General features: G+C 68.7%; 20 protein-coding genes. 6 read left to right on the top strand and 14 right to left on the bottom strand.

What is annotated here, in order from left to right:
* Window positions 1-3 precede the first annotated feature (3 nt).
* The 4 genes from era to SL003B_RS09565 all read left to right on the top strand — a co-directional run bounded on the left by era (window position 4) and on the right by SL003B_RS09565 (window position 4,673).
* Window positions 4-960 (top strand): GTPase Era, encoded by a 957-nt coding sequence (gene era / locus SL003B_RS09580; RefSeq protein ID WP_013652637.1) that lies wholly within the window; start codon window positions 4-6, stop codon window positions 958-960.
* 39 nt (window positions 961-999) lie between these two features.
* Window positions 1,000-1,761: a DNA repair protein RecO gene (gene recO / locus SL003B_RS09575; RefSeq protein WP_013652636.1), complete on the top strand. Its 762-nt coding sequence runs from the start codon at window positions 1,000-1,002 to the stop codon at window positions 1,759-1,761.
* 88 nt (window positions 1,762-1,849) lie between these two features.
* Window positions 1,850-4,099 carry a DNA topoisomerase IV subunit A gene (gene parC, locus SL003B_RS09570; protein WP_041375473.1) on the top strand — a complete coding sequence of 750 codons (2,250 nt, stop codon included), beginning with the start codon at window positions 1,850-1,852 and terminating at the stop codon, window positions 4,097-4,099.
* Between the two features lie 124 nt (window positions 4,100-4,223).
* Complete coding sequence (locus SL003B_RS09565) at window positions 4,224-4,673, top strand: acyl-CoA thioesterase (RefSeq protein ID WP_013652634.1); 450 nt, start codon at window positions 4,224-4,226, stop codon at window positions 4,671-4,673.
* A 66-nt stretch (window positions 4,674-4,739) separates the two neighbouring features.
* Here the strand turns inward: SL003B_RS09565 and smpB are convergent, their stop codons facing one another.
* Both smpB and dapA read right to left on the bottom strand, forming a co-directional pair.
* Window positions 4,740-5,219: an SsrA-binding protein SmpB gene (gene smpB, locus SL003B_RS09560; protein WP_013652633.1), complete on the bottom strand. Its 480-nt coding sequence runs from the start codon at window positions 5,217-5,219 to the stop codon at window positions 4,740-4,742.
* A gap of 59 nt (window positions 5,220-5,278) precedes the next feature.
* Window positions 5,279-6,157 carry a 4-hydroxy-tetrahydrodipicolinate synthase gene (dapA, locus tag SL003B_RS09555; RefSeq protein ID WP_013652632.1) on the bottom strand — a complete coding sequence of 293 codons (879 nt, stop codon included), beginning with the start codon at window positions 6,155-6,157 and terminating at the stop codon, window positions 5,279-5,281.
* Between the two features lie 293 nt (window positions 6,158-6,450).
* On the opposite strand from dapA, the gene SL003B_RS09550 reads away from it, so the two are divergent.
* Window positions 6,451-7,377 (top strand): alpha/beta fold hydrolase, encoded by a 927-nt coding sequence (locus SL003B_RS09550; protein ID WP_148259284.1) that lies wholly within the window; start codon window positions 6,451-6,453, stop codon window positions 7,375-7,377.
* 195 nt (window positions 7,378-7,572) lie between these two features.
* On the opposite strand, the gene SL003B_RS09545 is transcribed toward SL003B_RS09550, so the two are convergent.
* The 9 genes from SL003B_RS09545 to phnC (SL003B_RS09505) all read right to left on the bottom strand — a co-directional run bounded on the left by SL003B_RS09545 (window position 7,573) and on the right by phnC (SL003B_RS09505) (window position 23,250).
* Window positions 7,573-8,763 carry a porin gene (locus SL003B_RS09545; RefSeq protein ID WP_013652630.1) on the bottom strand — a complete coding sequence of 397 codons (1,191 nt, stop codon included), beginning with the start codon at window positions 8,761-8,763 and terminating at the stop codon, window positions 7,573-7,575.
* Window positions 8,764-9,247: 484 nt separating this feature from the next.
* A complete protein-coding gene (pbpC, locus tag SL003B_RS09540) occupies window positions 9,248-11,332 on the bottom strand; it encodes a penicillin-binding protein 1C (protein WP_422613603.1) in 2,085 nt (694 codons plus the stop codon).
* A gap of 89 nt (window positions 11,333-11,421) precedes the next feature.
* Window positions 11,422-16,944, bottom strand: coding sequence for an alpha-2-macroglobulin family protein (locus SL003B_RS09535; RefSeq protein ID WP_041375997.1), 5,523 nt, complete (start codon window positions 16,942-16,944; stop codon window positions 11,422-11,424).
* Window positions 16,945-17,086: 142 nt separating this feature from the next.
* A complete protein-coding gene (gene parA, locus SL003B_RS09530) occupies window positions 17,087-17,740 on the bottom strand; it encodes a ParA family partition ATPase (protein ID WP_041375996.1) in 654 nt (217 codons plus the stop codon).
* Window positions 17,741-17,817: 77 nt separating this feature from the next.
* Window positions 17,818-19,014, bottom strand: coding sequence for a lytic murein transglycosylase (locus SL003B_RS09525; RefSeq protein ID WP_013652626.1), 1,197 nt, complete (start codon window positions 19,012-19,014; stop codon window positions 17,818-17,820).
* A gap of 110 nt (window positions 19,015-19,124) precedes the next feature.
* Complete coding sequence (gene phnE / locus SL003B_RS09520) at window positions 19,125-20,480, bottom strand: phosphonate ABC transporter, permease protein PhnE (RefSeq protein WP_013652625.1); 1,356 nt, start codon at window positions 20,478-20,480, stop codon at window positions 19,125-19,127.
* Window positions 20,481-20,494: 14 nt separating this feature from the next.
* Window positions 20,495-21,343 carry a phosphonate ABC transporter, permease protein PhnE gene (phnE, locus tag SL003B_RS09515; RefSeq protein ID WP_013652624.1) on the bottom strand — a complete coding sequence of 283 codons (849 nt, stop codon included), beginning with the start codon at window positions 21,341-21,343 and terminating at the stop codon, window positions 20,495-20,497.
* Between the two features lie 73 nt (window positions 21,344-21,416).
* Window positions 21,417-22,331 carry a phosphonate ABC transporter substrate-binding protein gene (phnD, locus tag SL003B_RS09510; protein WP_013652623.1) on the bottom strand — a complete coding sequence of 305 codons (915 nt, stop codon included), beginning with the start codon at window positions 22,329-22,331 and terminating at the stop codon, window positions 21,417-21,419.
* Window positions 22,332-22,383: 52 nt separating this feature from the next.
* Window positions 22,384-23,250, bottom strand: a complete 867-nt coding sequence (gene phnC, locus SL003B_RS09505) for a phosphonate ABC transporter ATP-binding protein (protein ID WP_422613599.1) — start codon at window positions 23,248-23,250, stop codon at window positions 22,384-22,386.
* 268 nt (window positions 23,251-23,518) lie between these two features.
* Here phnC (SL003B_RS09505) and SL003B_RS09500 point away from each other — a divergent pair, with 268 nt between their 5' ends.
* Window positions 23,519-24,145 (top strand): DapH/DapD/GlmU-related protein, encoded by a 627-nt coding sequence (locus SL003B_RS09500; RefSeq protein WP_013652621.1) that lies wholly within the window; start codon window positions 23,519-23,521, stop codon window positions 24,143-24,145.
* A 15-nt stretch (window positions 24,146-24,160) separates the two neighbouring features.
* On the opposite strand, the gene phnE (SL003B_RS09495) is transcribed toward SL003B_RS09500, so the two are convergent.
* The 3 genes from phnE (SL003B_RS09495) to phnC (SL003B_RS09485) are packed head-to-tail and all read right to left on the bottom strand — an operon-like array spanning window position 24,161 to window position 26,609.
* Window positions 24,161-24,988, bottom strand: coding sequence for a phosphonate ABC transporter, permease protein PhnE (phnE, locus tag SL003B_RS09495; protein WP_013652620.1), 828 nt, complete (start codon window positions 24,986-24,988; stop codon window positions 24,161-24,163).
* The gene (gene phnE / locus SL003B_RS09490; protein WP_013652619.1) at window positions 24,985-25,791 is read right to left on the bottom strand and encodes a phosphonate ABC transporter, permease protein PhnE; all 807 of its coding nucleotides are present in this window, start codon (window positions 25,789-25,791) and stop codon (window positions 24,985-24,987) included. Before phnE (SL003B_RS09490) ends, phnE (SL003B_RS09495) begins: the two co-directional genes overlap by 4 nt.
* Window positions 25,788-26,609 carry a phosphonate ABC transporter ATP-binding protein gene (gene phnC, locus SL003B_RS09485; protein ID WP_013652618.1) on the bottom strand — a complete coding sequence of 274 codons (822 nt, stop codon included), beginning with the start codon at window positions 26,607-26,609 and terminating at the stop codon, window positions 25,788-25,790. Before phnC (SL003B_RS09485) ends, phnE (SL003B_RS09490) begins: the two co-directional genes overlap by 4 nt.
* Window positions 26,610-26,620: the final 11 nt, after the last annotated feature.

Genomic DNA, 26,620 nt, shown 5'->3' with positions numbered 1-26,620 from the left:
ACTGTGAGCAGTCCGCAACAAGACGATGCCGGAGCGACCGGCCCCGGAGCGACCGGCCCCGGAGCGGGCGCTACGCGCGCGGGCTTCATCGCGCTGATCGGCGCGCCCAATGCCGGCAAGTCGACTTTGCTGAACCAGTTGGTCGGCACCAAGGTCTCGATCGTCACCCACAAGGTGCAGACGACCCGGGCGATCGTGCGCGGCATTGCCATGCACGGCTCGGCCCAACTGGTGTTCGTCGACACGCCCGGAATCTTCCAGCCCAAGCGCCGTCTGGACCGGGCGATGGTCGACACCGCTTGGGGCGGCGCCCGCGACGCCGACGTGATCGCCCTGCTGATCGACGCCCGCAAGGGGCTGAGCGAGGAAGTGGAGACCATCCTCGACCGCCTCGCCGACCTGCGCGGCCCAAGGGTGCTGATCCTCAACAAGATCGACGTCGCCAGGCGCGAGAAGCTGCTGACCCTCGCCCAGGCGGCCAACGAGCGGGTCGCCTTCGAACGCACCTTCATGGTTTCTGCACTGACCGGCGACGGCGTCGCCGACATGCTCGACTATTTCGCCACCAAGGTGCCCGCCGGCCCCTGGCTCTATCCCGAGGACGAGGCCTCCGACCTGCCCCTGCGGCTGCTCGCCGCCGAGATCACCCGCGAGAAGCTGTTCGAGCGCCTGCACGAGGAGATCCCCTACGTGTCGACGGTCGAGACCGAGCTCTGGGAGGAGCGAAAGGACGGTTCGGTGCGTATCGAACAGACCATCTACGTCGAACGCGACAGCCAGAAGGCGATCGTGCTCGGCAAGCGCGGGGCGACGATCAAGGCGATCTCACAGGCCGCCCGCGCGGAACTGCTCGAGATCGTCGAGCGTCCCGTCCATCTGTTCCTGTTCGTCAAGGTGCGCGAAAACTGGGCCGACGATCCGGAGCGCTACCGGGAAATGGGGCTGGAGTTTCCCGGCTGAACGAGCCGGACCGTCGATGCGCGGGGAGCGAGCAGCGCAATGGAATGGTCCGAAGACGGCATCATCCTCGGCACGCGCAGCCACGGCGAGAGTGGCGTCGTGCTGGAACTGATGACGCGTAGGCGCGGGCGCCATCTCGGCCTGGTGCGCGGCGGCCGCTCCCGCCGCCAGCAGCCCGTCCTGCAACCCGGCAACCTGGTGCGCGCGACCTGGCGCGCGCGCATCGCCGACCAGCTCGGCGCCTTCACGGTCGAGCCGCTGCAGCTGCGCGCCGGGGCGCTGATGGACAGCGCCCTCGCCCTGCACGCCTTGCAGCATCTGGCGGGCCTGCTGCGCCTGTTGCCCGAGCGCGACGCGCACGAACGGCTGTACGATGCGCTGACCATCGTGCTCGACCACCTCGGCGAGGCCATGATCGCTGGCCCGCTGATCGTCCGCTTCGAACTGGAGCTTCTGAACGAACTGGGCTTCGGCCTCGACCTGACGCGCTGCGCGGCGACCGGCCAGCTGTGGGACCTCGCCTATGTATCGCCGAAGAGCGGGCGTGCGGTCAGCCGCGACGCCGGCGCCCCCTATCGCGACCAGCTGCTGCCCCTGCCCTCGTTCCTGGTCGAGGGCGAGCGCCAGCCGGGCAGCGAGATCACCTTCGCGGACATTTCCCAGGGCCTGCGCCTGACCGCCTTCTTCCTCGCCCGCCATGTCCTGGAGCCCCAGGGGCACGCACCGTCGCTGTCGCGCGAGGAACTGGTCAAGGCGCTCGAGCGCGGCTTTGGCCCAGTCGGGCTTGCCGGCTGCCCCTGAGCCACAGAGCCGGGGAAAAGGCGCGGAAACCCGGCGAATTCTACGCTCCGAGATTGTCTCTACCGACCCGACGCGATAGGCAGGAACCATGGGAAACGAGTTGATTCCGCCGGGCGGCATTGAGGGCGTGAACCTGCGCGAGGCGCTGGAAGAACGCTATCTCGCCTATGCCCTGTCGACGATCATGCACCGCGCGCTGCCGGACGTGCGCGACGGCCTGAAGCCCGTGCACCGGCGCCTGCTCTACGCGATGCGGTTGCTGAAGCTCGATCCCGGCGCCGGCTTCAAGAAATGCGCCCGCGTCGTCGGCGACGTGATCGGCAAATATCATCCGCACGGTGATCAGGCGGTCTACGAAGCGCTGGTTCGCCTCGCCCAGGATTTCGCGCAGCGCTATCCGCTGATCGACGGCCAGGGCAACTTCGGCAACATCGACGGCGACAGCGCCGCGGCCATGCGCTACACCGAGGCGCGCCTGACCGACATCGCCAGGCGTTTGCTCGACGGCCTCGACGAGGACGCCGTCGATTTCCGCGAGACCTACGATGGCGAGGACCGCGAGCCGATCGTGCTGCCAGGCGGCTTCCCGAACCTGCTCGCCAACGGCTCCTCCGGCATCGCAGTCGGCATGGCGACCTCGATCCCGCCGCACAACGCCTTCGAGCTGTGCGAGGCCGCCCAGCACCTGATCAGGAATCCGAACGCCGACACGCGTGCACTGCTGCAGTTCATCAAGGGCCCGGATTTCCCGACCGGCGGCCTGCTGGTCGACGATCCGGTGGGGCTTCTGGAGACCTACGAGACCGGCCGCGGCAGCTTCCGCGTACGCGCCCGCTGGGCGATCGAGGACCTCGGCCGCGGCCAGTGGGTGGTCGTGGTCACCGAAATCCCCTACCAGGTGCAGAAGTCGCGCCTGATCGAGAAGATCGCCGAGTTGCTGATGGCCCGCAAGCTGCCGCTTCTCGACGACATCCGCGACGAATCTGCGGAGGACGTGCGCATCGTGCTGGTTCCGCGTTCGCGCAACGTCGATGCCGCGCTGCTGATGGAGTCGCTGTTCAAGCTGACGGATCTGGAAAGCCGCTTCCCGCTGAACATGAACGTTCTGTCGCACGGCAAGGTGCCGATGGTGATGGGCGTCAGGCAGGTGCTGCGCGAGTGGCTGGACCACCGCAAGGCCGTGTTGATCCGCCGTTCGCAGCACCGCCTCGACCAGATCGAGCACCGCTTGGAGGTGCTGGATGGCTATCTCGTCGCCTATCTCAACCTCGACGAGGTGATCCGCATCATCCGCGAGGAGGACGAGCCCAAGGCCGAACTGATGCGCACCTTCGGTCTGACCGATGTGCAGGCCGAGGCCATTCTCAACATGCGCCTGCGCTCGCTGCGCAAGCTCGAGGAAATGGAGATCCGCAAGGAGCACGACAAGCTTTCGGCTGAACGCGACGAGTTGAAGGCGCTGCTCGGCTCCGAGGCGCGGCAATGGACCCGCATCGGCAAGGACATCGCCGAGGTCGGCAAGGCTTACGGGCCGGAAACCCCGCTCGGTCGTCGTCGCACCGGCTTCTCCGAAGCGCCCGGTCATGACGTCGAGGACCTTCAGCAGGCGATGATCGAGAAGGAACCGATCACCGTCGTCATCTCGGACAAGGGCTGGATCCGGGCCCTCAAGGGCCACCAGCAGGACCTGTCGTCCCTCGCCTTCAAGCAGGGCGACAAGCTCAAGCTCGCCTTCCACGCCGAGACCACCGACAAGATCCTGGTATTCTCGACCGGTGGCAAGTTCTTCACCCTCGGTGCCGATCGCCTGCCGGGCGGGCGCGGCCACGGCGAACCGATCCGCCTGATGGTCGACATGGAGGAAGGCCAAGACGTTGTCAGCGCCTTCGTGCACAAGCCCGGCCGCAAGCTGCTGGTCGCCAGCGACGAGGCACGCGGCTTCGTCGTGCCGGAGACCGACGTCGTCGCCAATACACGCAAGGGCAAGCAGGTGCTCAACCTGACCGCGCCCAACGAGGCGGTGTTGTGCATCGCCGCCGAGGGCGACCATGTCGCGGTGATCGGCCAGAACCGCAAGCTGCTGGTCTTCCCGCTCGCACAGGTGCCTGAAATGGGGCGCGGCCGCGGCGTGCGCCTGCAGCGCTATCGCGACGGCCACCTTGCCGATGCGGTCGTGTTCGACGGCGCCCAGGGGCTGACGTGGATCGACAGTTCGGGCCGCAGCTTCAACCGCTCGCTCGACGACCTCGCCGACTGGCGCGGCGACCGGGGCCAGGCCGGCCGCCTGCCGCCGACCGGCTTCCCCCGCTCCAACAGGTTCGGCACGCCGGGACTTTGACGGTGGCACGGCGCCGAAGTGGGTCGACGGCGCCGTAAATCTGGGGCACCATCCGGGTTCGACAACGAGCAGGCGCCGCCCGCATGAGACCCGTCCTTCCTTTCGACATATGCAAGAGCGCCCCGTGAACGCCCCGGCGAGGTCGCGGCCGCTGACCCGGGCTGACTTTTCGCTGTTCCGGCCCATCCCGACGCGCTGGCTCGATGTCGACATCTACGGTCACGTCAACAACGTCGTCTATCTGAGCTATTTCGACACCGCGGTGAACGGCTGGTACATCGAGCAGGGCCTGATGGACCCGGCCTCCTCAGAGCTGGTGTTCCTGGTCGTGGAGACTGGCTGCCAGTACTTCGCCGAACTGGCGTTTCCCGATCTCGTCCAGGCCGGCATCCGCGTCGCGGCGCTCGGCACGTCGTCCGTGCGCTACGACATCGCCCTGTTCCGCAACGACGACGCGACCGCCGCCGCGCAGGGACAGTTCGTCCATGTCCAGGTCGACCGCACGGATCGCCGCCCGCGGCCGATCGCGGGAGACCGGCGCGCCGCGTTCGAGGCACTGCTTCCCCGCCCCTGAGGCGCGGCACCGCAGAATGCCTGTTCTCAGGTCATTTCCACAGGTTTTCCACAGGCGATCCCCAGCTCAGCCCTGGTTTTTCAACAGCCGGGACTTTTCGCGCTGCCAGTCGCGCGCCTTTTCCGTCTCGCGCTTGTCGTGCAGCTTCTTGCCGCGTGCCAGCGCCAGTTCCAGCTTCGCCCGGCCCTGCTCGTTGAAATAGAGCTTCAGCGGGACGATCGTCTTGCCTTCCTTCTGCACGGCCGAGGCGAGCTTGCCGATCTGGCGCTTGTGCAGCAGCAGCCGGCGCGGCCGGCGCGGCTCGTGGTTGAAGCGGTTCGCCTGCAGGTATTCCGGAATGTAGGAATTGTAGAGCCAGAGCTCGCCGTTGTGCTCGGCGGCATAGGAGTCCTGGATGTTCGCCTTTCCCGTGCGCAGCGACTTCACCTCGGTGCCCTTCAGCTCTATCCCGGCTTCGAAGACCTCTTCGATCTCGTAGTTGAAGCGGGCCTTCCGGTTGTCCGCGACGACGGATCGACCGGCAGGCCCTCCGTTCTTGGCGGCCATGTCATGTCCTTTTCACGAGAGCACGCCGGCCTTGCCGGCCGGCGTCTCGTCTTGTGTGTTCAGTTGATCAGCCCGGCGCGCACCATTGCTTGGCGGATCTGGGCCTGGGTCTCGGCGGACACCGGGACCAGCGGCAGGCGCAGCTCGTTCTCGATCTTGCCGAGCAGCGACAGGGCGTATTTCACGCCGGTCGGGTTCGGTTCGATGAACAGCGCGTGATGCAGCGGCGTCAGCTTGTCCTGGATCGACAGCGCGGTGGCGTAGTCGCCGGACAGACAGGCCGCCTGGAACTGCGAGCACAGACGCGGCGCGACATTGGCCGTCACCGAGATGCAGCCCGATCCACCATGGGCGTTGAAGCCGAGCGCGGTGATGTCCTCGCCCGAGAGCTGCACGAAGTCCGACCCGCAGGCATGGCGCTGCAGGCTGGTGCGGGCCATGTTGGCGGTCGCATCCTTGACACCGGCGATGTTCCTGCAGGTCTTGAACAGGTCCGCCATGGTTTCCGGCGTCATGTCGATCACGGAGCGGCCCGGGATGTTGTAGATGAAGATCGGGATCCCGACCGCATCGTCGATGGCCCGGAAATGCGCCTTCAGTCCGGCCTGGTTCGGCTTGTTGTAATAGGGCGTGACGACCAGCAGGCCTTGGGCGCCGGCCTTCTCGGCGAACCGCGCCAGATCGATGGCTTCGGCGGTGTTGTTCGACCCGGCACCGGCCATGACCGGCACGCGTCCGGCCGCTGCCTCGATGCACAGTTCCACCACGCGCTTGTGCTCGTCATGGGTCAGCGTCGGGCTCTCGCCGGTGGTTCCCACCGGCACCAGGGCGTTGCTGCCTTCCTTGATCTGCCACTCGACGAAGTCCTGAAACCGTTTCTCATCGACCGCGCCATTCCGGAACGGAGTGATCAGCGCTGGAATCGATCCCTTGAACATTTCAGGTTTTCCTCTTGGACGTCATTCTATCGAGACGCGGTTCGCCTTGATTGGACCGGCACAATAATCGCCAACGGGATCGACGGCAATGGCGAAGGCACCGGCCCGAGCCGCGCGGCCAATCCGCCGACGAGGGACGTCGACAAGCCGATCGCCAAGGCGAGATCAGCGTCCTGGTCGCCGGTCGCGTGCGCGGGTCTGTCCAGTGGGGTTGCCGGAAGCGGGCCTGGAGTGAGACACAGATCGGTAAGGACGCGGCGCGGTCCGGCAAGACATGGGAGGAACGCAAGGAAATGCCCGCAGAATCAGATCAGCCCTACAACCTCGATGCTGCCTGTCACTGGACGCCGGTGCGCTGGCGCAGCGCGGACGGCCTGACGCTGGCAGCGCGCGACTGGCGGCCACTCCAACCCTGCCCCGATGCGCTTCCCGTGCTCTGCCTGTCCGGCCTGTCGCGCAATGCGCGCGACTTCGACGCCGTTGCCGCACGGCTCTGCGCCCAAGGGCGGCGGGTTGTGGCCATGGACTATCGCGGTCGCGGCGACAGCGAGCGCGATCCCGACTGGCGCAACTATTCGCTGCCGGTCGAAGGCCAAGATATCGATGCCGGCATTGCCACCCTCGGTCTGGACCGGTTCGCAATCCTCGGCACGTCGCGCGGCGGCCTGCACGCGATGGCAATGGCTGCACGGCATTCGCCCAGCCGGATCGCAGGCATCGTTCTGAACGACATCGGCCCGCACATCGAGTTCGAGGCGATCCAGCGCCTCGCGACCACGATCGGCAAGGACATGACCGCGCCGGATTGGTCCGCCATGGCAGATCGCCTGCGCGGCAAGCTCGCCGCCCAGTTCACCGCCTTGAGCGCTGCCGACTGGGAGCGACTCGCCCGGCAGATGTGTCGGCAAAGCGGGCCGGCGGTCGCGTTCGACTACGATCCGGCCCTCGGCAAGACGCTGGAGGGGCTCGACGAAGGCGCTCCGACGCCGGACCTGTGGCCGCTGTTCGAGGCTTTGATCCCGATTCCCCTGCTCGTTCTTCGGGGCGAGACCTCTGACATGTTCGGCGTGCAGACGCTGGCGGAGATGGCCGTCCGCCACCCGAACTGCGAGACGCTGGTCGTCCCCGGCGAGGGCCACGCGCCCCTGCTCTGGGACGCGGCAACGCAGGAACACATCGCTGCCTTCCTGGCAAGAGTCGATACTTCCCCAAGCTGTTAAAATTTTATTTCAAAGACTTGTCTCTATTTCCGGATGTTTCGCCGGAGGTGCCGAGCTCGACCCTGGTCGGACGCTTGACCCTGCCCCCTCGCGGCCGGCTGATATCAGGCGCGCGCGCTGCGTCAGCACCGACAACAGAAAAAGCCCCGCAGCGATGCTGCGGGGCTCTCCATTCGAGACGCTTTCGCGATCGAATTAGAAGTCGCGCTGGACGCGGAACACGGTGCGCATCTCGTCGTAGTCGGCCAGGCCGGACGGCGAGTAGGCAGCGTAACCGGTTTCAACACCGAACTGCAGGCCGGAGACCGGCTTCCAGACGAGGTTGCCGACGACGCCCCAACGGGTCCAGTCACGCAGACCGGTGCCGATGTTGAACTGGTCGACATCGATGTAGGACGCAGCGATGTTGGTCTGCCACTGCGGGGTCCAGTTGTGCTGGAACGAACCGATGACCGACCAGGCCTTGGCGGTACGGGTGCTCACGCCATTGTAGGCAGCATCCCAGGTCGCCGGACGGAAGCCGCCGAGGTCACCACCAGCGTAGGACAGAGCGCCATCGGCATAGGCAGCCTGGAAGGCGATCTTGTCGCCAGCGGCGAGCATCGGCAGGTTGACGGTCACGCCAGCGCCGACAGCCCAGCCAAGCTTGCCGTCAGCAGCAGCTTCCAGCGGACGGACTTCGTGCAGGGCAGCCATGATCTTGGCCGAGCCCCAGCCCTGATCGACGCGCAGGTTGGCGACGAGGTCGGGCATGCGGTGACCGGCCTGGCCGCTCACACCGGTGCCACGGACGCCGAGCGAACGGACGGAACCGTCTTCGACCGAGATCGAGGCCGACACGCCGTTGCCGAAGGCCGCGGTGTAGGCAGCAACCCACTGCGAGCCCTTGTCCGAGGAGTTCAGGTCGAACACAGCACCATACGAATGGGTCGAAGTGGTGATGTAGTCGTAGAACGAGTCGGCCTTACCGAAGGTGAAGTTGCCGAACTGGATGTAGGCGTTCCACAGGTTCACCGAAGCGTTGCCATGCGGCGAGTCGGAGGTGACCCTGGTGTCCAGGTAGGCGCGAACCAGACCGTATTCGGTGTTGGTGCGGGCGTCCATGCGGTAGTAGCCACGAGCACGGGTGTTCGTGTCGTTCAGGTTGCGCTGGCTCCAGTTGCTCGGAGCGTCGCCGTAGTCGTTGAAGTTGAAGTCAACGCGGACGCGGCCGAACACGCGCAGGCAGGTCTCGGTGCCCGGGATGTAGTAGAAGCCGGTGCCGAAAGCGTCGCAGACGCGGACGTAGTCGACGGGCTCCGGAGCCACCGGCAGGTCGGCAGCCTGGGCGCCGGTGACGGCAGCAGCGGCAGCAGCCGCGCCGAGCATGATGCTCTTAAGGTTCATTTCCTGACCTCCAAATCAGTCAATTGATGGTGATCTTCGTCGCCGGCTCTTGCCACAATCGAGGATCACCTTTCCCCGCGAATTGGTCTGACATTGCCACCGGCCGGAGGTTGGACGTCCTTGGACGGCAATTCAGCGCGGCCCGAGGACCGCTCGCAAAACGACCATACCCATCCGCCCCGCCGGTTCAACACCGAACCGATGCTGCACGACCGGTCGGTGCCGCTTTCAAAACCCGGTGTTGCACGAATGTCACGAGATGGGGGTCGTCCTTAAGGAGCGGGAAAGGATTTGGGCCGGAAAGCGGCAGCAAAATCCGCCATTTGGCGCCGCTTGCCGTCTGGACTCATATGCACGGGCATCCGCCGGGAGCGATTCTGCAGGCCTCCGCCCGGTTGCGCGCTGCCGCAGGGCGAGCCCCGAATCGCGGGCGGGTCGCGCCATCGGCTGCCCGGGTCCGCCGTCGAGGAAGCAAGGTCCGAACCTATCGAAGAATCACGTCGATCCGGTCGGTACGACCCCTGCCGTCGACCACCATGATCGTCGCATGGCCAGGACCGTCCGGCTGCCAGACGAACCTGGTCAGGAACGGTCCGCTGGCTACCGGTGTGCCGTTGGCAAACCAGGTATAAGGACCCGAGCCGCCCCGGACCTTGGCGACCAGAGCGGCTGATTTCTGCGCGGTGGCGCCGCCTACGAGCCCGAGGTCGACTTCCGCGCCGTCTGGCGGATGGGCGATCCGGACGTCGCCGCGGGTGGGCGTTGCGCCCTCGACCGACCGCACCCGCGCGTGGCGCAGCGGCGGCGGCAGGTTCGCGGTCGCCGCCAGCAGCACGCCCGGCGGCGGCGCGGGCAGCGCGACGCGTTGCGCGCCGAGACGGTGGAACGCCTCGAACAGGATCGGGGCGGCCGCCGACAGGCCGGTCATGCCGGGCACCGGGCTGCCGTCGGGCCGGCCGGTCCATACCCCGACGACATGGCGGCCGTCGAAGCCGAGCGCGAAGGCGTCGCGGTAACCGTAGGCGGTGCCGGTCTTGAAGGCGATGCCGCCGTCCGCCGCTGTGTCGGGGCGCGGCGCGCCGAGGAGAATATCCGAAACCTGCCAGGCCGCGGCCCGGTCCAGAACCGGGGCGGCAAGTCCCGGCACCGGCAGCGATTCGTCCCGGTCGTAGCGCAGCGGCCGGGCGGCGCCGCCGTGGCCGAGCGATGCATAAAGCCCTGTCAGCTCGCGCAAGGTCAGGCCGACGCCGCCGAGGCCGACGGCAAGGCCCGGAGTGAGGCCCGCCGGCAGGACCGGCCGGGCGCCGGCGCGGCGCAGCCGGCTGGTCAGCTGCGCCGGACCGACCGCATCGAGCAGCCGGACAGCCGGGATATTGAGCGACAGCTGCAGTGCCTCGCGCGCCGTCACCGTGCCCTGGAAGGCGCGGTCGAAGTTGGTCGGATCGTAGCCGGCGATGCGGATCGGCCGGTCCTCGATGTAGCTCTCGGGATGCGCAACCCCTTGTTCGAACGCGAGTCCGTAGATCAGCGGCTTCAGCGTCGAGCCGGGCGAGCGCACCGCGCGGGTCATGTCGATGTGGCCGAGCCGGTCGTCGTCAAGAAGGCCGGGCGACCCGGCCAGGGCGAGGATATCGCCACTGGCGTGGTCGGCGACGACGAGCGCGCCGGACAGGCGCGGGCCGAGGGCGGCGACCTTGCGGGAAAGCAGGTCCTCGAGCGCCGCCTGCAGGTCGCGGTCGAGGGTAAGCCGGTGCTCGATGCGCTCGGGCGCGGCGACGACGACCTCGCGCGCGAGATGCGCGGCGAGCATCGGCATCGGCCGGCGCAGCGTTGGAATCGCTTCCCTTTTCGCCGCTTCGGCGGTGTCGCGGTCGATCACGCCGGCGGCCGCCGCGCGCTCCAGCACGCGGTCGCGGGCGCGCCGGGCAGCGGGGATGAAGCGATCCGGCCGGCGGCTTTCGGGCGCTTGCGGCAGGGCGACGAGCAACGCCGCCTCGGCCGGCGTCAGGCGCCAGGGTTCCTTGCCGAGCCAGACCAGGCTGGCAGCGCGGATGCCCTCGAGGTTGCCGCCGTAGGGCGCGCGCAGAAGATACAGGGCAAGAATATCGTCCTTGGCGAGCCGGCGCTCGAGCGCCAGCGCGTCGACCATCTGCCGGTACTTGCCGGTAAGCGTGCGGGTCGGCGTCTCGCGCAGCAGGCGGACGACCTGCATGGTCAGCGTCGAGCCGCCCGACACCGTCCGGCCGTTGGCAAGGGCTTGAAAGCCTGCACGAATCAGCGCCAGCGGATCGACGCCGAGGTGGTCACGGAAGCGACGGTCTTCGTAGGCGATGAGCATGTCGATCAGCAACGGGTCGACGGTGCGAAGCGATACCGGCAGGCGCCAGCGCTCGTCGGCGGTGACGAAGGCGCGCAGCAGCCGGTCGTTGCGGTCGAGGACAACCCGCGAGACGGAGATCTCGGCGAGGCCCGGCAGGTCGGGCGCGCGGGCGACGTCGAGGGCGACGAAACCCGCCGCCGCGACGGCGAGACCGGCGACGGCCACAAGGACGATGCGAAGCCCCGTCAGCCGCCCTCGACCGACTCCGGAGAGTCGCCGGAAACCCTCCGGATCGTCGCCTACATCCCTCCGATCCTGCGCGGCCATGGCGCCCCGCCTCAGCGCACCGGGCCGAGCACCTCGAACCGGCCGGTGTCGGTGCGCGCCTGACGGTCGGGCTGGTACATGTCCTCCACCGTCGCCGGCGGATGGACATAGGAGCCCGGCGTCACCGCGCGCGCCAGATAGGCGAAGGTCAGCACCGGGTCGCCGAAGCGCTTCTGATCGACCGAGACCACGAAGCGGTCCTGGCGGAACTCGACGTGGTCGGGCTGGTCGATGGTCTGCAGCCAGTCGAGGGCGCCGAGATCGCCCGAGCGCACCAGACGCGGGTTGTCGATCGCAAGCCCGCCCGGCAGGCGGTCGACGACGAGCAGCCGGCCTTCCGATTCGTACAGCGGCTCGACGGTCAGCACGACCGCGACACGGGTGTTGTAGGGGATTGCCGAGGGATCGAGCTCGGTGCCGTCGAGATCGTAGAGCGTGCGGGTGACGGTGAAGCCGTCGCCGCCGGCAGGTTCCGGCACCTCCGGCTGGCCGGCGACGCTGACCAGGATGTCGACCGCCTGGGCGCCCTCGTTGGCGAACACCACCGGGCGGGCGAGGATCTCGCTGCCCTCGAAGCGCCAGACGATGCGCCCGTCCGGGGCGTTGCCGTCGACGGTCAGGCGGGCGTTGCGGGCCTGCTCGTCGGCCTCGCGGGCGGCGAGCAGCAGCCAGGCCATGTCCTGGGTCGACAGGTGGACGGTGCGCTCCTGCTGGACGGCGACGAAGGCCGTGGCCTGGGCCTCGCCGACACCGGACGTCCGCGTCTCGGCGATATAGCTCAGCACCCCGGCACCGTCGCGGGTCGGCGAGCCGTAGTCCTCGCGATAGAGGCCGGCGCGCACCAGCGGCAATGCGTCGACGGCGGCGCGGAAGCCGGTCTTCGCCCGCTCCTGCTCGCCGTAGAGGGCGAGGCCGGCGGCGACCTGCGCCTTCGCGAGAGGCGTGGCGAAGTCGGCGAGCTTGACGTCGAGATAGTAGCGCAGGTCGCCGATCGAGGCCCGACCGGTCCGCGCCAGCACGTAGAGCGCATAGGCGATGCCCTCGCCGCCATCGGAGAAGTCGGAGGCATAGGCGAGCCGGTTCTCCAGGTTGTCGAGGGCGGACTCGAAGGCGATCTGCTGCACCTCGTAGCCCTTTTCGCGGGCACGCACGAGGAAGTCGGCGACATAGGCGTCGAGCCAGGTGTCGCTGTCGCCGTAGCTGTTCCAGACGCCGAACGAGCCGCTGGAACTCTGGTTGGCCAGAACCCCGGCGATCGCCTTGACGATGCGCTCGCGCAGCCCCGCGTCGGTGCCGAGGCCGACGGATTCGGCGACCTCGTTCAGGTAGAGCAGCGGCAGCGCGCGGCTGGTGGTCTGCTCGGTGCAGCCGTAGGGATAGCGGTCGAGCGCGGCGAGCAGGCCGGGCACGTCGATGCGCGCGGCACCACCGGCGGCGATGCTGACCGAGGTGGTGCCGGGCCTGAGCCCCGCGAGCGAGTCCGCGTCGAGGGTCAGCCTGTTGCCCGAGGCGAGCGTCATGAGCGAGCGCCGGGTGACCAGCGGCTGGGTGTCGCGCACGCCGAGCGCAAGGCTCTTTTCCGCGTGGGTGCCGTCGGGGCCGTCGAGATCGAGCCGGATTGCGGCATCGCCGGCGTGGGCTGCGGCCGCGATCCGCATCAGCACCTCGGTGCGCTGGCCGGCGGTCAGCTCGACGACGCGCCGCTCCATGCCGGCTTCCACGGCAACGGGGCCGTCGATCGCGGTGGTCAGCGTGTAGGCGCCGGCCGGGCCGTCGACATTGTCGATCTCGATCAGCATGCGTGAGCGGTCGCCGGGGCCGAGGAAGCGCGGCAGGCTGGCGGTCAGCACGACCGGATCGCGCACCTCGACGTCCTTCTCGCCGTGGCCGACGCCGGACGCGGTCCAGGCGACCGCCATCAGGCGCAGGGTGCCGTTGAAGTCCGGCACGTCGAAGCTGACGGTGGCGCGGCCGTCGGCGTCGACTTGGACGATGCCGGAGAACAGCGCGACGGGTTCCTCGTCGGGCGGCGGTGCCTGCAGCAGCATGCCGCCGCCGTCGCCGCCGGAGCGGACCTGGCCGCGGGTGCCGGCGGTGCGGTCGATCAGCTGACCGTAGAGGTCGCGCAGGTCCATGCCGAGTCGCCGTTGGCCGAAGTACCAGCCGTCCGGATCGGGCGTCTTGTAGCCGGTCAGGTTGAGGATGCCGACGTCGACGGCGGCAAGCGTCAGATAGGCGGCCTCGCCGGCGGCGAGCTTGGCGAGCCGGACCGGCACTTCCAGCGTCGAGCGCGGAAGCATCCGCTCGACGCCGCCAATCTCGACGGCAATGCGCCGGTCGCCGGGCTCGACCTGCAGCCAGTTGACGCCGATGGCGCGCGCCGGCATGCGCCTGGCTTCGATGTCCATCGGCCGGTACAGCGTGGCGGTGACATAGGCCCCTGCTCCCCAGTCGTCGGTGACGGGCAGGTCGAGGCGCGCCTCCGCGCCCTCGACCTTGACGGTATGGGTGGCGATCAGCCGGTTCGACAGGACGTTGACGACGGCAAAGCCGTCGAACTGCGGCTTCAGGCGCAGCACGGCGGTCTCGCCCGGCCGGTAGGCGGCCTTGTCGAGGCCGACATCGAGGAAGTCGGGCGTCTCGGAGGAGGCCTCGGCGACGTACCAGCCGGCGGAGAATTCGGTGCTGGTCGCCGCCGGGCGGTCGCCCTCGCGCACGATCTCGAGCCGGTAGCGGCCCCACTCGACCGGCACGGACAAGTGCGCCGGCCGGTCGGCGGCGACCTCGAGGCGGCCGTTGGCGACGCGCTGGCTGGTCGTCACCGGCTCGAACGACCAGGAGCCATCGGTGCGGTACCACTGGTAGCGGCGCTCGACCCTGGACAGCGTCCACACCAGGCCGTCGCCTTCGATGCGGCGGCCCTCGCCGTCAACCAGGACGATGTCGAAGCCGGCCGGACCGCCCTCGTCGACGCCGCCAGAGAAGGCCGGCTTGATGCCGATGCGCGGACCGTCGGCGACGACCGGGCGCTCCAGCCGGCGTTCGACATAACGCCCGCCGCTCTCGACCAGGCGGGCGACGAGGCGGGCCTTGTAGAGGCCGGTCGTCTCGGAGAGCTCAGGCAGCGAAAGGTCGAAGGCGAGCGCGCCGTCGCCGTCCGTGCGCAGCCCCTCGGGCAGCGTGTCGCGGATCGGGTAGCCCTCCTCGTCGGCAAGGCCGAAGACGTAGCCGGGATAGGCGTCGAGCGCGCGGACCGGCGACACGGTGACCTCGCCTTCCAGCACCTGGCCGGACGCCGGCGCGCCGTAGAGGAAGCGCGCCGACAGGCTGATGCGCGCAGGCGCAGCCGGATCGAAGGCATCGACGTCGGTCTCAAGCGCGTAATCGACACGCTCGGGCTGGTAGTCCTCGACCAGGAAGGTCTTTTGCGCCAGCGGCTCGCCCTTGGGATCGACCAGCACGCGCCACGACCAGACACCCTGCTGGACGTCGTGCGGGAGGGGGAGATCGTAGGCGTAGCCGCCGAGGCCGGCATCGGAGACGACGGTGCGCAGATATTCCACGCCGTCCGGCCGGTCGAACACGACGGTCAGCGGCAGGCCCTCCTGGGCGACCGCGTCGGCATTGCGCAGCAGCGCCTGGGCATGCACCGTCTCGCCGCCCTTGTAGATGCCGCGTTCGGTCCAGGCGAAGACATCGAGCGGGCCGGACGCGGGCCGGCCGTCGACACCGCGGTCGGACAGGTCGAAGGCGGGCTTGCGCAGGTCGAGGAAGGAATAGTCGCCATCGGCGGTCTCTGCGACCAACAGCGACGGCGTGCGTCCGCCGCGCCCGCGCGACAGGCCGGGCGCGAAACGCGCCATGCCGTTCGCATCGCTCACGGCCTCGCCGAGGATCTCGTTGTTGACCGCGACCAGGCGCAGCGGCACGCCGGCGCGCGCCTCCGCGCTCGCCAGCGAGCGGACCGAGGCGGTGACGCCGTCGCTGCCGGAATAGGCCGACAGGCCAAGATCGGAGACGATGAACCACTGTGTCGCCCTGGGACCCCAGTCGTCCTGGGTGTCGAGCTTCGAGCGCGCCGTCATCGCATAGACACCGGGCTTGAGGTCGAGGCCGATGTCGTCCAGCGGTATGGCGGTGGTGACGTCGACGTTCAGCCGGCTCTCGGTCTCGACCACGCCCGTCCACACCTTCTCGCCGAGTTCGTCGCCGAGCGTGTCGGCCTGATAGGGGCGCAGCTGGCCGAGGAAGCGGTCGTCGCGCACGACGTCGGCGAGCCCGCGGTCACCGACGCGGTAGATCTCCGCCTGCACTTCGGTGGTGTTGACCGAGACGATCGGGATGGTGGCGTCCTTGCCGCGCGGCAGCACGTAGGCACGGCCGAGGAAATGCACCGACGGCGCGCGGTCGCGCACGTAGATGGTCAGATCGGCGGAGCGTTCCAGCTTCTCGCTGTCGGCCGAGGGCACGCCTTCGCGCACCGTCACGCCGTAGCGCGCGCCGTGGCGCACGCCGGTGATGCAGATCTGCGCGCCGTCGGTCTCCACCGCGGTGCCGCCCTCCCCGCTCACCCTGACGAAGGGCGCGAGGTCTTCGCCCCTGGCAAGGTCGTCGGAGAAGACGACGCAGATGCGCGGCTCGGCGGCGTCGGCGTCGACCTGATGGTCGACGATGCGGAAACCGTGCTGGGCGACCATGTCGTCGTAGCGTTGGCGCAGCGACGGGCTGTCGTCGAGGGCGAGCGCGGCGCGCAGCGCCCGGATCGCAGGCTTCCAGTCCTGGCGCGCCGACAGCGCCGAGGCCAGCGCGCCGAGGCTGCGCACGCGCTCGCCGTCGCCGGCCGAGCGCAGATAGGCGTTGATCGCGCTCGAGGTGGCGTCGCGGCGCAGATCCATCCGCCGGCTCCAGTCGTCGGGGTTCTGCATCGCCTGGGCCAGCGACAGGCCGACCCAGGCATCGGCGTCGCCGGGCAGCAGCACGAGCAGGCGGGCGAACTCGAGCGCGGCCGCCTCGCCGGCGCGCGCCGACAGCGCCTGCATGGCGCTCTGGCGCAAGGTCTCTGCCGTGGCTGCGCCGACCGTGACGGTCGACGGCAGGCGCAGCGCATAGCGCTGGGCCTCCTCCATGTAGGGCTTCGGCACGAAGGCCAGTTCGGCCCTGCGCTCGGCGACGCTGACCTGCGGCCGGTCGACGACCTCGACGACGCGGCCGGCGACCGCGCCGCGGAAGCTCTGCAGCTGGCCGGCATCGGACTTGAGGAAGCACCAGCGCGCCGCGGTGTTGTAGGTGAAGGCGCGGCACATCGGGTCGGCCAGGCAGGCCGCCTCGCAGGTCGCCAGCTCGACCTCCTTCACGGTGCGGTAGTCGGCGCCGAAATAGTCCGCGTCGGGGATGGTAACGACGCGTCGCTCGGCCGCGGAAGCCGCGCCGGTGGCACCGGCAAGGGCGCCGGCAAGAGCGAAGAACAGGGCCAGGACCGCGAGGGCGCCCCGCAACCTGACGGCGGACGACCCGAGCGCACGAGCAAAGACCATGGCAAACCTCCCGACCCGGCGCACCGGCGGCGCCAGCCTGTCCATAAAGACACTTCGACGTGACAATGCCAAGGCAGGATCGCGGGCAATGGCGGCCGCCGTCAATCCGTCATCGCACGGAGCCCGGTCGAACCGGCCCCGCTCAGCCGAGCCGATCCAGCAGGGCGCGCACCAGCGCCTCGACCTCGGCGGCGGCCTTGCCGCGCGCGTCGGTCTCCTGGACGGTACGCCCCTCGCCCATCGAGGCGGCGAAGGCGGTGCGGTTGCCGAGATGGGCGGCGAGCCGCTCGAAACCGGACTTTTCGATCGCTTCGGCCATGTCGGCGGTCAGCGCGGCGCGCGGCGGCACCCGGTTGAGCACCAGCACCGCCGGCGTGCTTTCGCGCCGGGCCATCTGGATGGTCTGGCCGGTCGCCCACAGGTCGACCGGCGTCGGCTGCACCGGCACAACGACGAGGTCGGCGGCGTCGATCGCCGGCTTGGCGTCGACGTCGGTCTTGGGCGGCGTGTCGACCAGGACGAAGTCGAAGTCGCGGGCAAGCGCGCGCGCCTCGCGCCGGGCACCCCAGCCGCTGGCGGTACGGAACTCGAGGCCGGTCGCAGCCTCGCCGAGGCTGCGCTCGCGCGCCTCGAACCAGGTGCCGAGCGAACCCTGCGGGTCGACGTCGAGGATGGCAACGCGAAACGCCGGCGCGCCGTCGGCAAGACGTGTCAGGCCGACGGCGAGATGGGCCGCGAGCGTGGTCTTGCCGGAGCCGCCCTTCTGCTGCGCCACGGTCACGATGCGTCCCGCCATGTCCTGCCTCCCGATGGTCTTGTCGGGACCCATTGTGCTCTGCAAAAAGAGGGCTGGCAACCGGCCGCCGGGCGCGCCTATTTGCCGCCCAGCGCCCGGTAGATGCGGGTGCCGGGCCGGCCGGTCTGGGGCATGCCGAAATGCGCTTCGGCCTTCTTGATCCCCTCGCGGGTGGCCGGGCCGATGCGCCCGTCGGGCTGGCCGACGTCGAAGCCGGCGCGGTTCAGGAGCTTCTGCAACTCCAGCCGCTGGGCGCGCGACAGGCCCGGATCGTCGGTCGGCCAGGCCGCCCTGAACGGCTCGCCGCCGGAAACGAGCTGGGACAACAGCGCGATCGCCAGCCCGTAGGACTGGGAGGCGTTGTAGGAAAACAGCGCGTCGAAGTTGCGCGTGACCAGGAACGCCGGTCCGCGCCCGCCGGCCGGCAGGATCAGCCCGGCCTCGGTCGCCCCGGTCAGCGGCTTGCCATCGAGGCGAGCGAGGCCGCGGCTCGCCCAGGTCGACAGCGAGGCGCGCTGGCGCCGGCCGGTCGGGCCCTTGTAGCCGGCGGGCAGCTTCACCTCGTAACCCCACGGCCGGCCCTGCTGCCAGCCGGCGTCCTTGAGGAAGTTGGCGGTCGAGGCGAGCGCGTCGGGGACGGAGTTGACCAGGTCCTTGCGGCCGTCGCGATCGAAGTCGACGGCGAGCCGCAGGTAGGTGGTTGGCATGAACTGGGTCTGGCCGAAGGCGCCGGCCCAGGAGCCGCGGAAGTCGGCCGCCGGCACATCGCCGCGCGCGGCGATCTTCAGCGTCTTGATCAGTTCGTCGCGGAAATAGGCCGCCCGCCGGCCGCCGGCGCAGGCGAGATTGGCGAGCGCATGGGGGGTGTAGAAGTCGCCGCGGAACTGGCCGTAGTCGCTTTCGATGCCCCACACGGCGAGAACCACGTGGCGCTCGACGCCGTAGGCCTTCTCGACGGCGGCGAGCGTCGTGCGGTGCTTCTGCAGCAGCGCGATGCCATCGCGGATGCGCTTCTCGTCGACCAGAAAGGCCATGTAGTCCCAGATCGGCGTCTCGTATTCGGGCTGGCTCTGCGAGAAGCGGATGACCTTCTCGTCATAGACCGCCCCCCCGAGCAGCGCCTCGGCGGTCGCCGTGTCGACACCCGCCCTTCCCGCCTCGGCGCGCAGGCCGGCAAGGCATCGCTCGAACGAGCCCTGCGCGACCGCCGGGGCGGCGAACGCAAGCCCTGCCGCCAGAGCCAGGGACACCACCGCCGTCCGTCGTTTCGTCATCGCACCGGTCCCGCGTCGAACAAAGCCTCGGCGGGAACTATGCCATCTTGCGCGCCTGCGCGCAGGCCCCGACCGGCGGCGGAGGCCCAATCGCCTGTGGATGGCCGGTCCTATCTGCCCTCGATCAGCCGCCGGCGCAGCCAGCCCGACAGGCTGTCCATCGCGATCACCAGAACCAAGGTCAGCAGGATGATGTAGGCGACGTTCTCCCAGTCGCGCGAGGTCTTCATCGTCTCGACCAGCACCAGGCCGATGCCGCCCGCGCCGAGCGCGCCGATGACGGTCGCCGAGCGCGTGTTGGATTCCAGATAGTAGAGCGACTGCGACATCAGCACCGGCAGGATCTGCGGGATGACGCCGAAGCGGTAGGACTGCAGGCGGTTGGCGCCGGTGGCATCGACGCCTTCGACCTGCTTGCGGTCGATGTTCTCCAGCGCCTCGGAGAACAGCTTGCCGAGCGACCCCATGTCAGTGATGGCGATGGCGAGCGAACCGGTCAGCGGACCGAGGCCGAAGGCGCGGATGAAGATCAGCGACCAGATCAGCGAATCGACCGCGCGCACGAAGTCGAACACCCGGCGCACGCCGAAGCGCAGCAGCAGCGACGGCGTGAAGTTGGACGCGGCGAGGAAGGCGAGCGGCAGCGCGAGCAGCGCCGCCGTCATGGTGCCGAGCAGCGCCATCAGCAGGGTCTCGAACAGCGCGACGGCGAGGATGCCGTGCTGCCAGTCGGGATTGCCCCAGAAGCTGTCCCAGATGAGGCCGAGGTTCGATTTCGACGCGTCGATGCGCTGGTCGCTCCAGGCTAGATCGATCAGGTCCACGGCCGACAGGCCCTGCAGCGGCGAGCCGAACGGGAACCAGAAGTTCTCCCAGCCGAAGAAATAGCGGTGCACCTCGATCTTGCTGCGCGAGACCTGGAGGCGGCGGTCGAAGGTCGGGCGGGCGTCGAACTTGATCTCGTTGCCGGAGACCCAGCTGGGCACCGGCCCGGGGTAACGGACCTCGATGCCCTCGCCGACGACGCGAGCGGTGATGATGCCGTAATCCGGCACGACGAGCCGGGCGGCGTCGCCCTCGATCTCGACCGCATAGCCGTCGCCGAGGTCGACGAGGCTGCGCTCGCCGTCCCGGACGACCCAGTTCGGCGTGGTGCCGGCCGGCCAGGTCGCCGTTCGTTCGCCCTCGACGGCGACGGTGAAGTCACCGCGGCGCAGGTTCTTCTCGACATGGACCTTGTGGTAGAGCGTGTCCAGGGCGAGCAGCGCACCGCGCTCGGGATCGGCGCGTCCGAGCAGGTCCGTCACGCCGAACACGTTCCAAGCATAGGCCAGATAGAGCAACACGAGCAGCGGAACGCCGAAGGCGCGCAGGATGCGCGCCCGCACGATCCGTCCGACCTGTCCGGCGTTCGGCGACGGGATGGCGCCGGAGCGCTGGGACGCGGCAAGGAGAGCGTCGGCCATCGATGGCGGTTCCTTCAATGACGCGCGGCGCCGGTCAGCCGGGCGCGCAGGTAGGAGGAGGTCTGGTCGATCGCCACGATCGACAGGAACAGGAGCAGGAACAGCGCCGCGGTGTCGTCGCCCTGACCCTGGCCCCAGCCGATGGTGCGGCGCAGTTCGGAGCCGATGCCGCCGGCACCGACGAAGCCGAGGATCGCCGAGGCGCGCACGTTGATCTCGAGGCGCAGGAGGAAATAGCTGAGGTAGTTGGGCGCCACCTGGGGCATCACGGCGTAGCGGATCCGCTGCAGCCAGTTGGCGCCGACCGCCTTCAACCCCTCGATCGGCTTGCGGTCGATGTTCTCGTTGACCTCGGAAAACAGCTTGCCGAGCGCGCCGGCGGTGTGGAAGGCGACGGCAATCATGGCCGGCACCGGGCTGGAGCCGAGCAGGAAGATCAGGAACAGGGCGACCACGAGTTCGGGAAAGGCGCGCATGATGTCCATCACGCGGCGCGTCACCGGGATCAGCGGCCCCCAGACGTCGAGGTTGCGCGTGCTGGCGAAGGACAGCGCCATGGCCAGCGCGCCGCCCAGAATGGTCGCGACGAAGGCGATGTTCAGGGTCTCGATCAGGGCCGGGAAATAGTGCCACATCAGGGCGATCATGCCGAACAGGCCGGTCGTCCAGGCTTCCCTGACGATCTCGCCCGGATAGTCGAAGAACTTGGCGATGCCCGTGGCGAAGCTGCCGGAGTTGAGCGCGTTGGCCTCGCCGTAGCCCCAGGCCATCAGCGCCACGATCAGCAGCACCGAGCCGATGGAATAGAGCTGACGCCGCCGGCGCATGGCGAGCAGGTCGTTGCCCAGATCGATCACGGCCATCGAGACTTCCTTTCGCAGATGCAGGACGGCCCCGGACCGCTGGACCGGGGCCGCCGATTTGACGCGTGCCGGATCAGTTGCCGGCGGCGCGACGCACTTCGATGATGTTCTCGTAGGCGGCGTGGTTGATCGGCTTCAGGCCCAGAACTTCACCGGCCATGAAGCTGTAGGCGCATTCCTTGTCCATGAAGCCGAGCGAGGCCAGCATGGCGGTCATGTCGATCTTGACGCGTTCCGGCAGCGCCTTGCGCAGGACGATCGGGCCTTCCACGATCAGCGGCGACTTCCAGATCTCGACCAGTTGGGTCATGTCGACGAGGCCGGCATCGGCGGCCTTGCGCAGGGCGCCCGAATTGTAGCCGTCTTCCCATTCGCCGAGGCCGTCGGCCCAGGTCACGCTGGCCGGAAAGTCGCCGTTGTAGACGCCGACGATCGACTGCTCGTGTCCGCCGCTGGAAACGACCTCGGAGAAGAACTCGCCGTTCTTGGTGGAATAGCCGGCCTTGTTCAGTTCATAGCTCGGGATCAGGTAGCCCGACGTGGAGTTCGGATCGCCGAGGGCGAACTTCTTGCCCTTGAGGTCGTCCAGCGACTTGATGCCGCTGTCGGCACGGGCGAAACCGATCGCGTAATAGCCGAAGGAACCGTCGGTGTTGACCTTGACGAGCACCGGCTCGACGGCTTCCGGATCGGTCAGGTAGACCTTGGCATATCCAGAAGCGCCGAGCCAGGCCATGTCGAGGTTGCCGCCGAGCAGGCCTTCGATGACGCCGTTGTAATCGGCCGGGGCGAAGATCTTGGTCGGCACGCCGAGCAGTTCCTCGGTCTTGGCGCGGATGCACTCGTTGGAGCGCAGGCGGTCGGACGAGTTCTCGCCGCCGAGAATGCCGATACGGAATTCGGAGATGGTATCCTGGGCAAGCGCGCCGTTGACGCCGAGGGCGAGCAAGCTCACCGCGGCCGCGGCGATTTTCGAGATCAGGTTCATGTCGGGATGCTCCCAAAAGCTGTCGGTCGATGACGTTTGACTTCGGCGCGGATCAGACCGCCGCCGCTGCCGCCGGGGTCATCGCACCGGCGGAAAGGGGAACGGCCCCAGCGCGCTGGCGCGGGGCGTCGAGGGCCGTCGACGTGGCGGCCTCGTTGAAGCTGTCGTCGGCACCGTAGATCTCGCGCGCGACATCGGTGGTCAGCGCCTCGGGCGCGCCGTCGAAGACGATGACGCCGTCGCGCATGCCGATGACGCGGTCGCAGTAGGCGCGCGCGGTGTCGAGCGTGTGCAGGTTGCAAATGACCGTCTTGCCGTCGCGCTCGTGGATCTCGCGCAGCGCATCCATGACGATCTGGGCGTTCATCGGATCGAGCGAGGCGATCGGCTCGTCGGCCAGCACCAGTTGCGGCTCCTGGACCAGGGCGCGGGCGATGGCCACGCGCTGCTGCTGGCCGCCGGATAGTTCCTCCGCGCGCTTGACCGCCTCCTGGACGATGCCGAGCCGGTCGAGCGCGGACAGCGCCCGGTCGATGTCGCCCTTACCGAAGATGTTGAACATGCTCTTCAGCGTGCCGTGGGTGTTGAGGCGGCCGAGCATCACGTTGGTGACCACGTCGAGCCGCGGCACCAGATTGAACTGCTGGAACACCATGGCGCAGTCGCGCTGCCAGCGGCGCTTCTCGCCGCCCTTCAGCGACAGCACGTCGCGGCCGTTGAACAGGATCCGGCCTGCGGTGGCGGGCGTCAGCCGGTTGATCATGCGCAGCAGGGTCGACTTGCCGGCGCCCGAGCGCCCGATGATGCCCACCATCTGCGGCGCATCGATCGAAAAGGAGACGTTGTCGACCGCCACGCGGTTGCCGAACTGCTTGGTCACGCCCTCGAAATGGATCACCGGCCAGCCCTGTCGTTGCATTGATCTTCTGGAGCGACAAGAGCCACGGCTTTGTTACAGACGAATGACAAGCGAGGAGGCGGTTTCTTGAAGTTTTCATGACAGATAGTCTTTGACGTCTTGAAGACGTGCGCCGGCGCTCGCCCGGAGACTCCGCGCCGCCTGAAGTCGCTGCCGGCCCCGATCCCCGCGCCCGTCATCGCGCCGTCATCGAAGCGTCATCCGCGCCGGCCCGCGAGGCGCTATGGTGCCCGCCTTCCGCCGTTCCAGATTCGGGACCACCGCCGCAATGACCACGCCCTCCGCACAGCCCGCGCTTTCGCTGCTGCCCTCGATCCACCCCGACGCGCTGGTCGTCGACAGCAGTCTCGGCGCCTGGACCGAGGTCGCCGCCGGTACGGAGATCCGCCAGTCGGAGATGGGCGACTATTCCTACATCATGCAGGGCGGCGACGTGGTCTGGACGACGATCGGCAAGTTCTGCTCGATCGCCCGCAACGTGCGGCTCAATCCCGGCAACCATCCGACCTGGCGCGCCTCGCAGCACCATTTCACCTACCGCGCCGCCGCCTTCGGCATGGGCGAGGACGACGCCGCCTTCTTCGCCTGGCGCAAGGAGCACTGGGTCACCATCGGCCACGACGTGTGGATCGGCCACGGCGCGACGGTGCTCGCAGGCGTTTCGGTCGGCACCGGCGCGGTGATCGCCGCCGGCGCGGTGGTCGCCAAGGACGTCGCGCCCTACACCATCGTCGGCGGCGTCGCCGCCCGGCCGATCAAGCGCCGCTTCACCGAGGCCCAGGCCGAGGCGCTGATGGAGATCGCCTGGTGGGACTGGCCGCACGAGAGGCTCGCCGCCGCCCTGCCCGATTTCCGCACCCTTGCCATCGACGCCTTCATCGAGGAATACCGCTGAGGCGCGGCGATCCGCTCAGATGATCGCCGCGCGGACCCTGGCGGAGATCCACTCCGACAGGACGACCGTGGCGAGGATGACGATCAGGATCATGGTCACCTGCGGCCAGGCCAGCACGTTGAGCGAGGATTGCAGCTTGAGGCCGAGGCCGCCGGCGCCGACGAGGCCGAGGATGGCGCTTTCGCGGATGTTGATGTCCCAGCGGAACACGGTGATGCCCCAGAACGCCGGCAGCACCTGCGGCACGATGGCATAGGACAGGACCTGTGCGGAACTGGCGCCGGTCGCCGTGACCGCCTCGACCTGGCGCACGTCGGTCTCCTCGATCGCTTCGTAGAGCAGCTTGCCGATGAAGCCGACCGAGCGCAGGCCGATGGCGATGACGCCGGCGAGCACGCCCGGACCGAGGATGGCGACCAGCAGCAAGGCCCAGATCAGAGAGTTGATCGAGCGCGACCCGACGATGACGAACAGCGCGGCGGGCCGCAGCACCAGAGCCGAAGGCGTGGTGTTGCGCGCGGCGAGAAAGGCGACGGGGACGGCCAGGACGACGCCGAGCAGCGTGCCGAGCGTCGCCATGTTGAGCGTGTCCCACAGCGGCCACAGCAACTCCGGGAGGTAGCTGACGCGCGGCGGCCACATGCGACTGCCGATGTCGGCTGCCTGGGTGGGGGCGTCGGTGACGAAGAACCAGATCGTGTCCTTCGTCATCACCTGCCAGCACCAGACGAACAGCGCGGCCAGGCCGAGCCAGCCGAACCACAGGGCGAGGCGGGCGCGCGGCGTGCGGTGCTGCCAAGGCCTCGGCGGCGCAGACGAGGACGAGACGGTCGCCGGGATCATTGCAGGTATTTCCGCAGATACGAGGAGGAATATTCCGCCACCATCACGACGGCGATGATGATCAGCAGGATCGCGCCCGCGCTGTCGTACTCGTAGCGGTCGATGGCGGTGTTCAGCGTCGAGCCGATGCCGCCGGCACCGACGATGCCGATCACCGCGCTTTCGCGGAAGTTGATGTCGAGGCGGTAGAGCGACAGGCCGATCAGCCGCGGCATCACCTGCGGCTGGACGCCGAAGTTGACCAGTTGCAGCCACGAGGCGCCGGTCGCCCGGATCGCTTCGGCCTGCGCCTCGTCGATGTCCTCGATATCCTCGGCGAGCAGCTTGGCGATGAAGCCGATGGTGGCGAAGGACAGCGTGAGGAAGCCGGCGAAAGGGCCGAAGCCGAACATGGCGACGAAGAAGATCGCGATGATCACCTCCTGAAGCGCGCGCGACAGGGCAATCACGGAGCGGCAGGCGAGGTAGATCCAGCGCGGCGCCAGGTTGCGCGCCGCACCGATACCGATCGGGACCGAGAGGGCGACGCCGACCACCGTCGAGGTCAGCGTCATGGTCAGGCTCTCGACCAGGCCCTTGGAGATGTCGCGCCAGCGCGAGGTGAAGTCGGGAGTCAGGAACCCCTCGACGAAGCGCAGGCCGCGAGCCGCTCCCTCGACGACGCGCGTCCAGTTGACGTCCAGGGTACCGAGCGCCAGCACCAGGTAGGCGAGCGCGCCGACCTGGATGACGATGCGCCAGGTGCGGTTGGTCAGGATCTGCGGCGGCCGGCGCCAGGTCTGCGGATAGGCGACGGCGGTCATGCGCCGATCTCCGCCAGGCACCGGACGGCCTCGACCTCGGCCTCCGTGTCCTCCTCGTGGCCCTTACGCATGACGTTCCAGTCCTCGGCGCCGTAGATCGTGGTCAGCGCCGCCTCGGTAAGGTCCGCCGGGGGGCCGTCGAACACCACACGGCCCGCGCGCAGGCCGACGATGCGTTGCATGAACTGCTGCGCCAGCGGCACGTCGTGGATGTTGACGATGGCCGGCAGGCCGCGCTCGGCACAGATCTCGATGATCAGGCGCATGATCTGGCGGCTGGTCTTGGGATCGAGGCTCGCCGTCGGCTCGTCGACCAGCAGCAGTTCGGGTTCCTGCGACAGCGCGCGGGCGATGCCGACGCGCTGGCGCTGGCCGCCGGAGAGCGCGTCGGCGCGCTTGTCGGCGTGGTCGATCAGGCCGACGCGGTCGAGCAGGCGGTAGGCGCGCTCGATGTCGGCGGCCGGAAAGCGGCGGGTGAAGCTCTGCCAGAAATTGACGTAGCCGAGCCGGCCGGACAGCACGTTCTCCATCACGGTGAGCCGCTCGACCAGGGCGTATTCTTGGAAGATCATACCGATGCGCCGGCGCTGGCGGCGCAGGGCGCCGGCGGAGAGGCCGGTCAGTTCGCTGCCGGCGAGCAGCACCTTGCCGGCGCTCGGCTCGACCAGGCGGTTGATGCAGCGGATCAGAGTCGACTTGCCGGCGCCGGAAGGTCCGATGAGGCCGACCACCTGGCCCTTGGGCACCGTGAAGCTGACCTCGGCGAGCGCCTTGTCGCCGGTGCGGTAGGTCTTGGTCAGATCGCGCAGTTCGAGCATCGTCCGGTCCC

The sequence above is a fragment of the Polymorphum gilvum SL003B-26A1 genome, assembly GCF_000192745.1.
Taxonomy (GTDB): domain Bacteria; phylum Pseudomonadota; class Alphaproteobacteria; order Rhizobiales; family Stappiaceae; genus Polymorphum; species Polymorphum gilvum.
The sequence above is the reverse complement of the archived record's forward strand: the minus strand, read 5'-3'. Positions and strand labels throughout refer to the sequence as shown.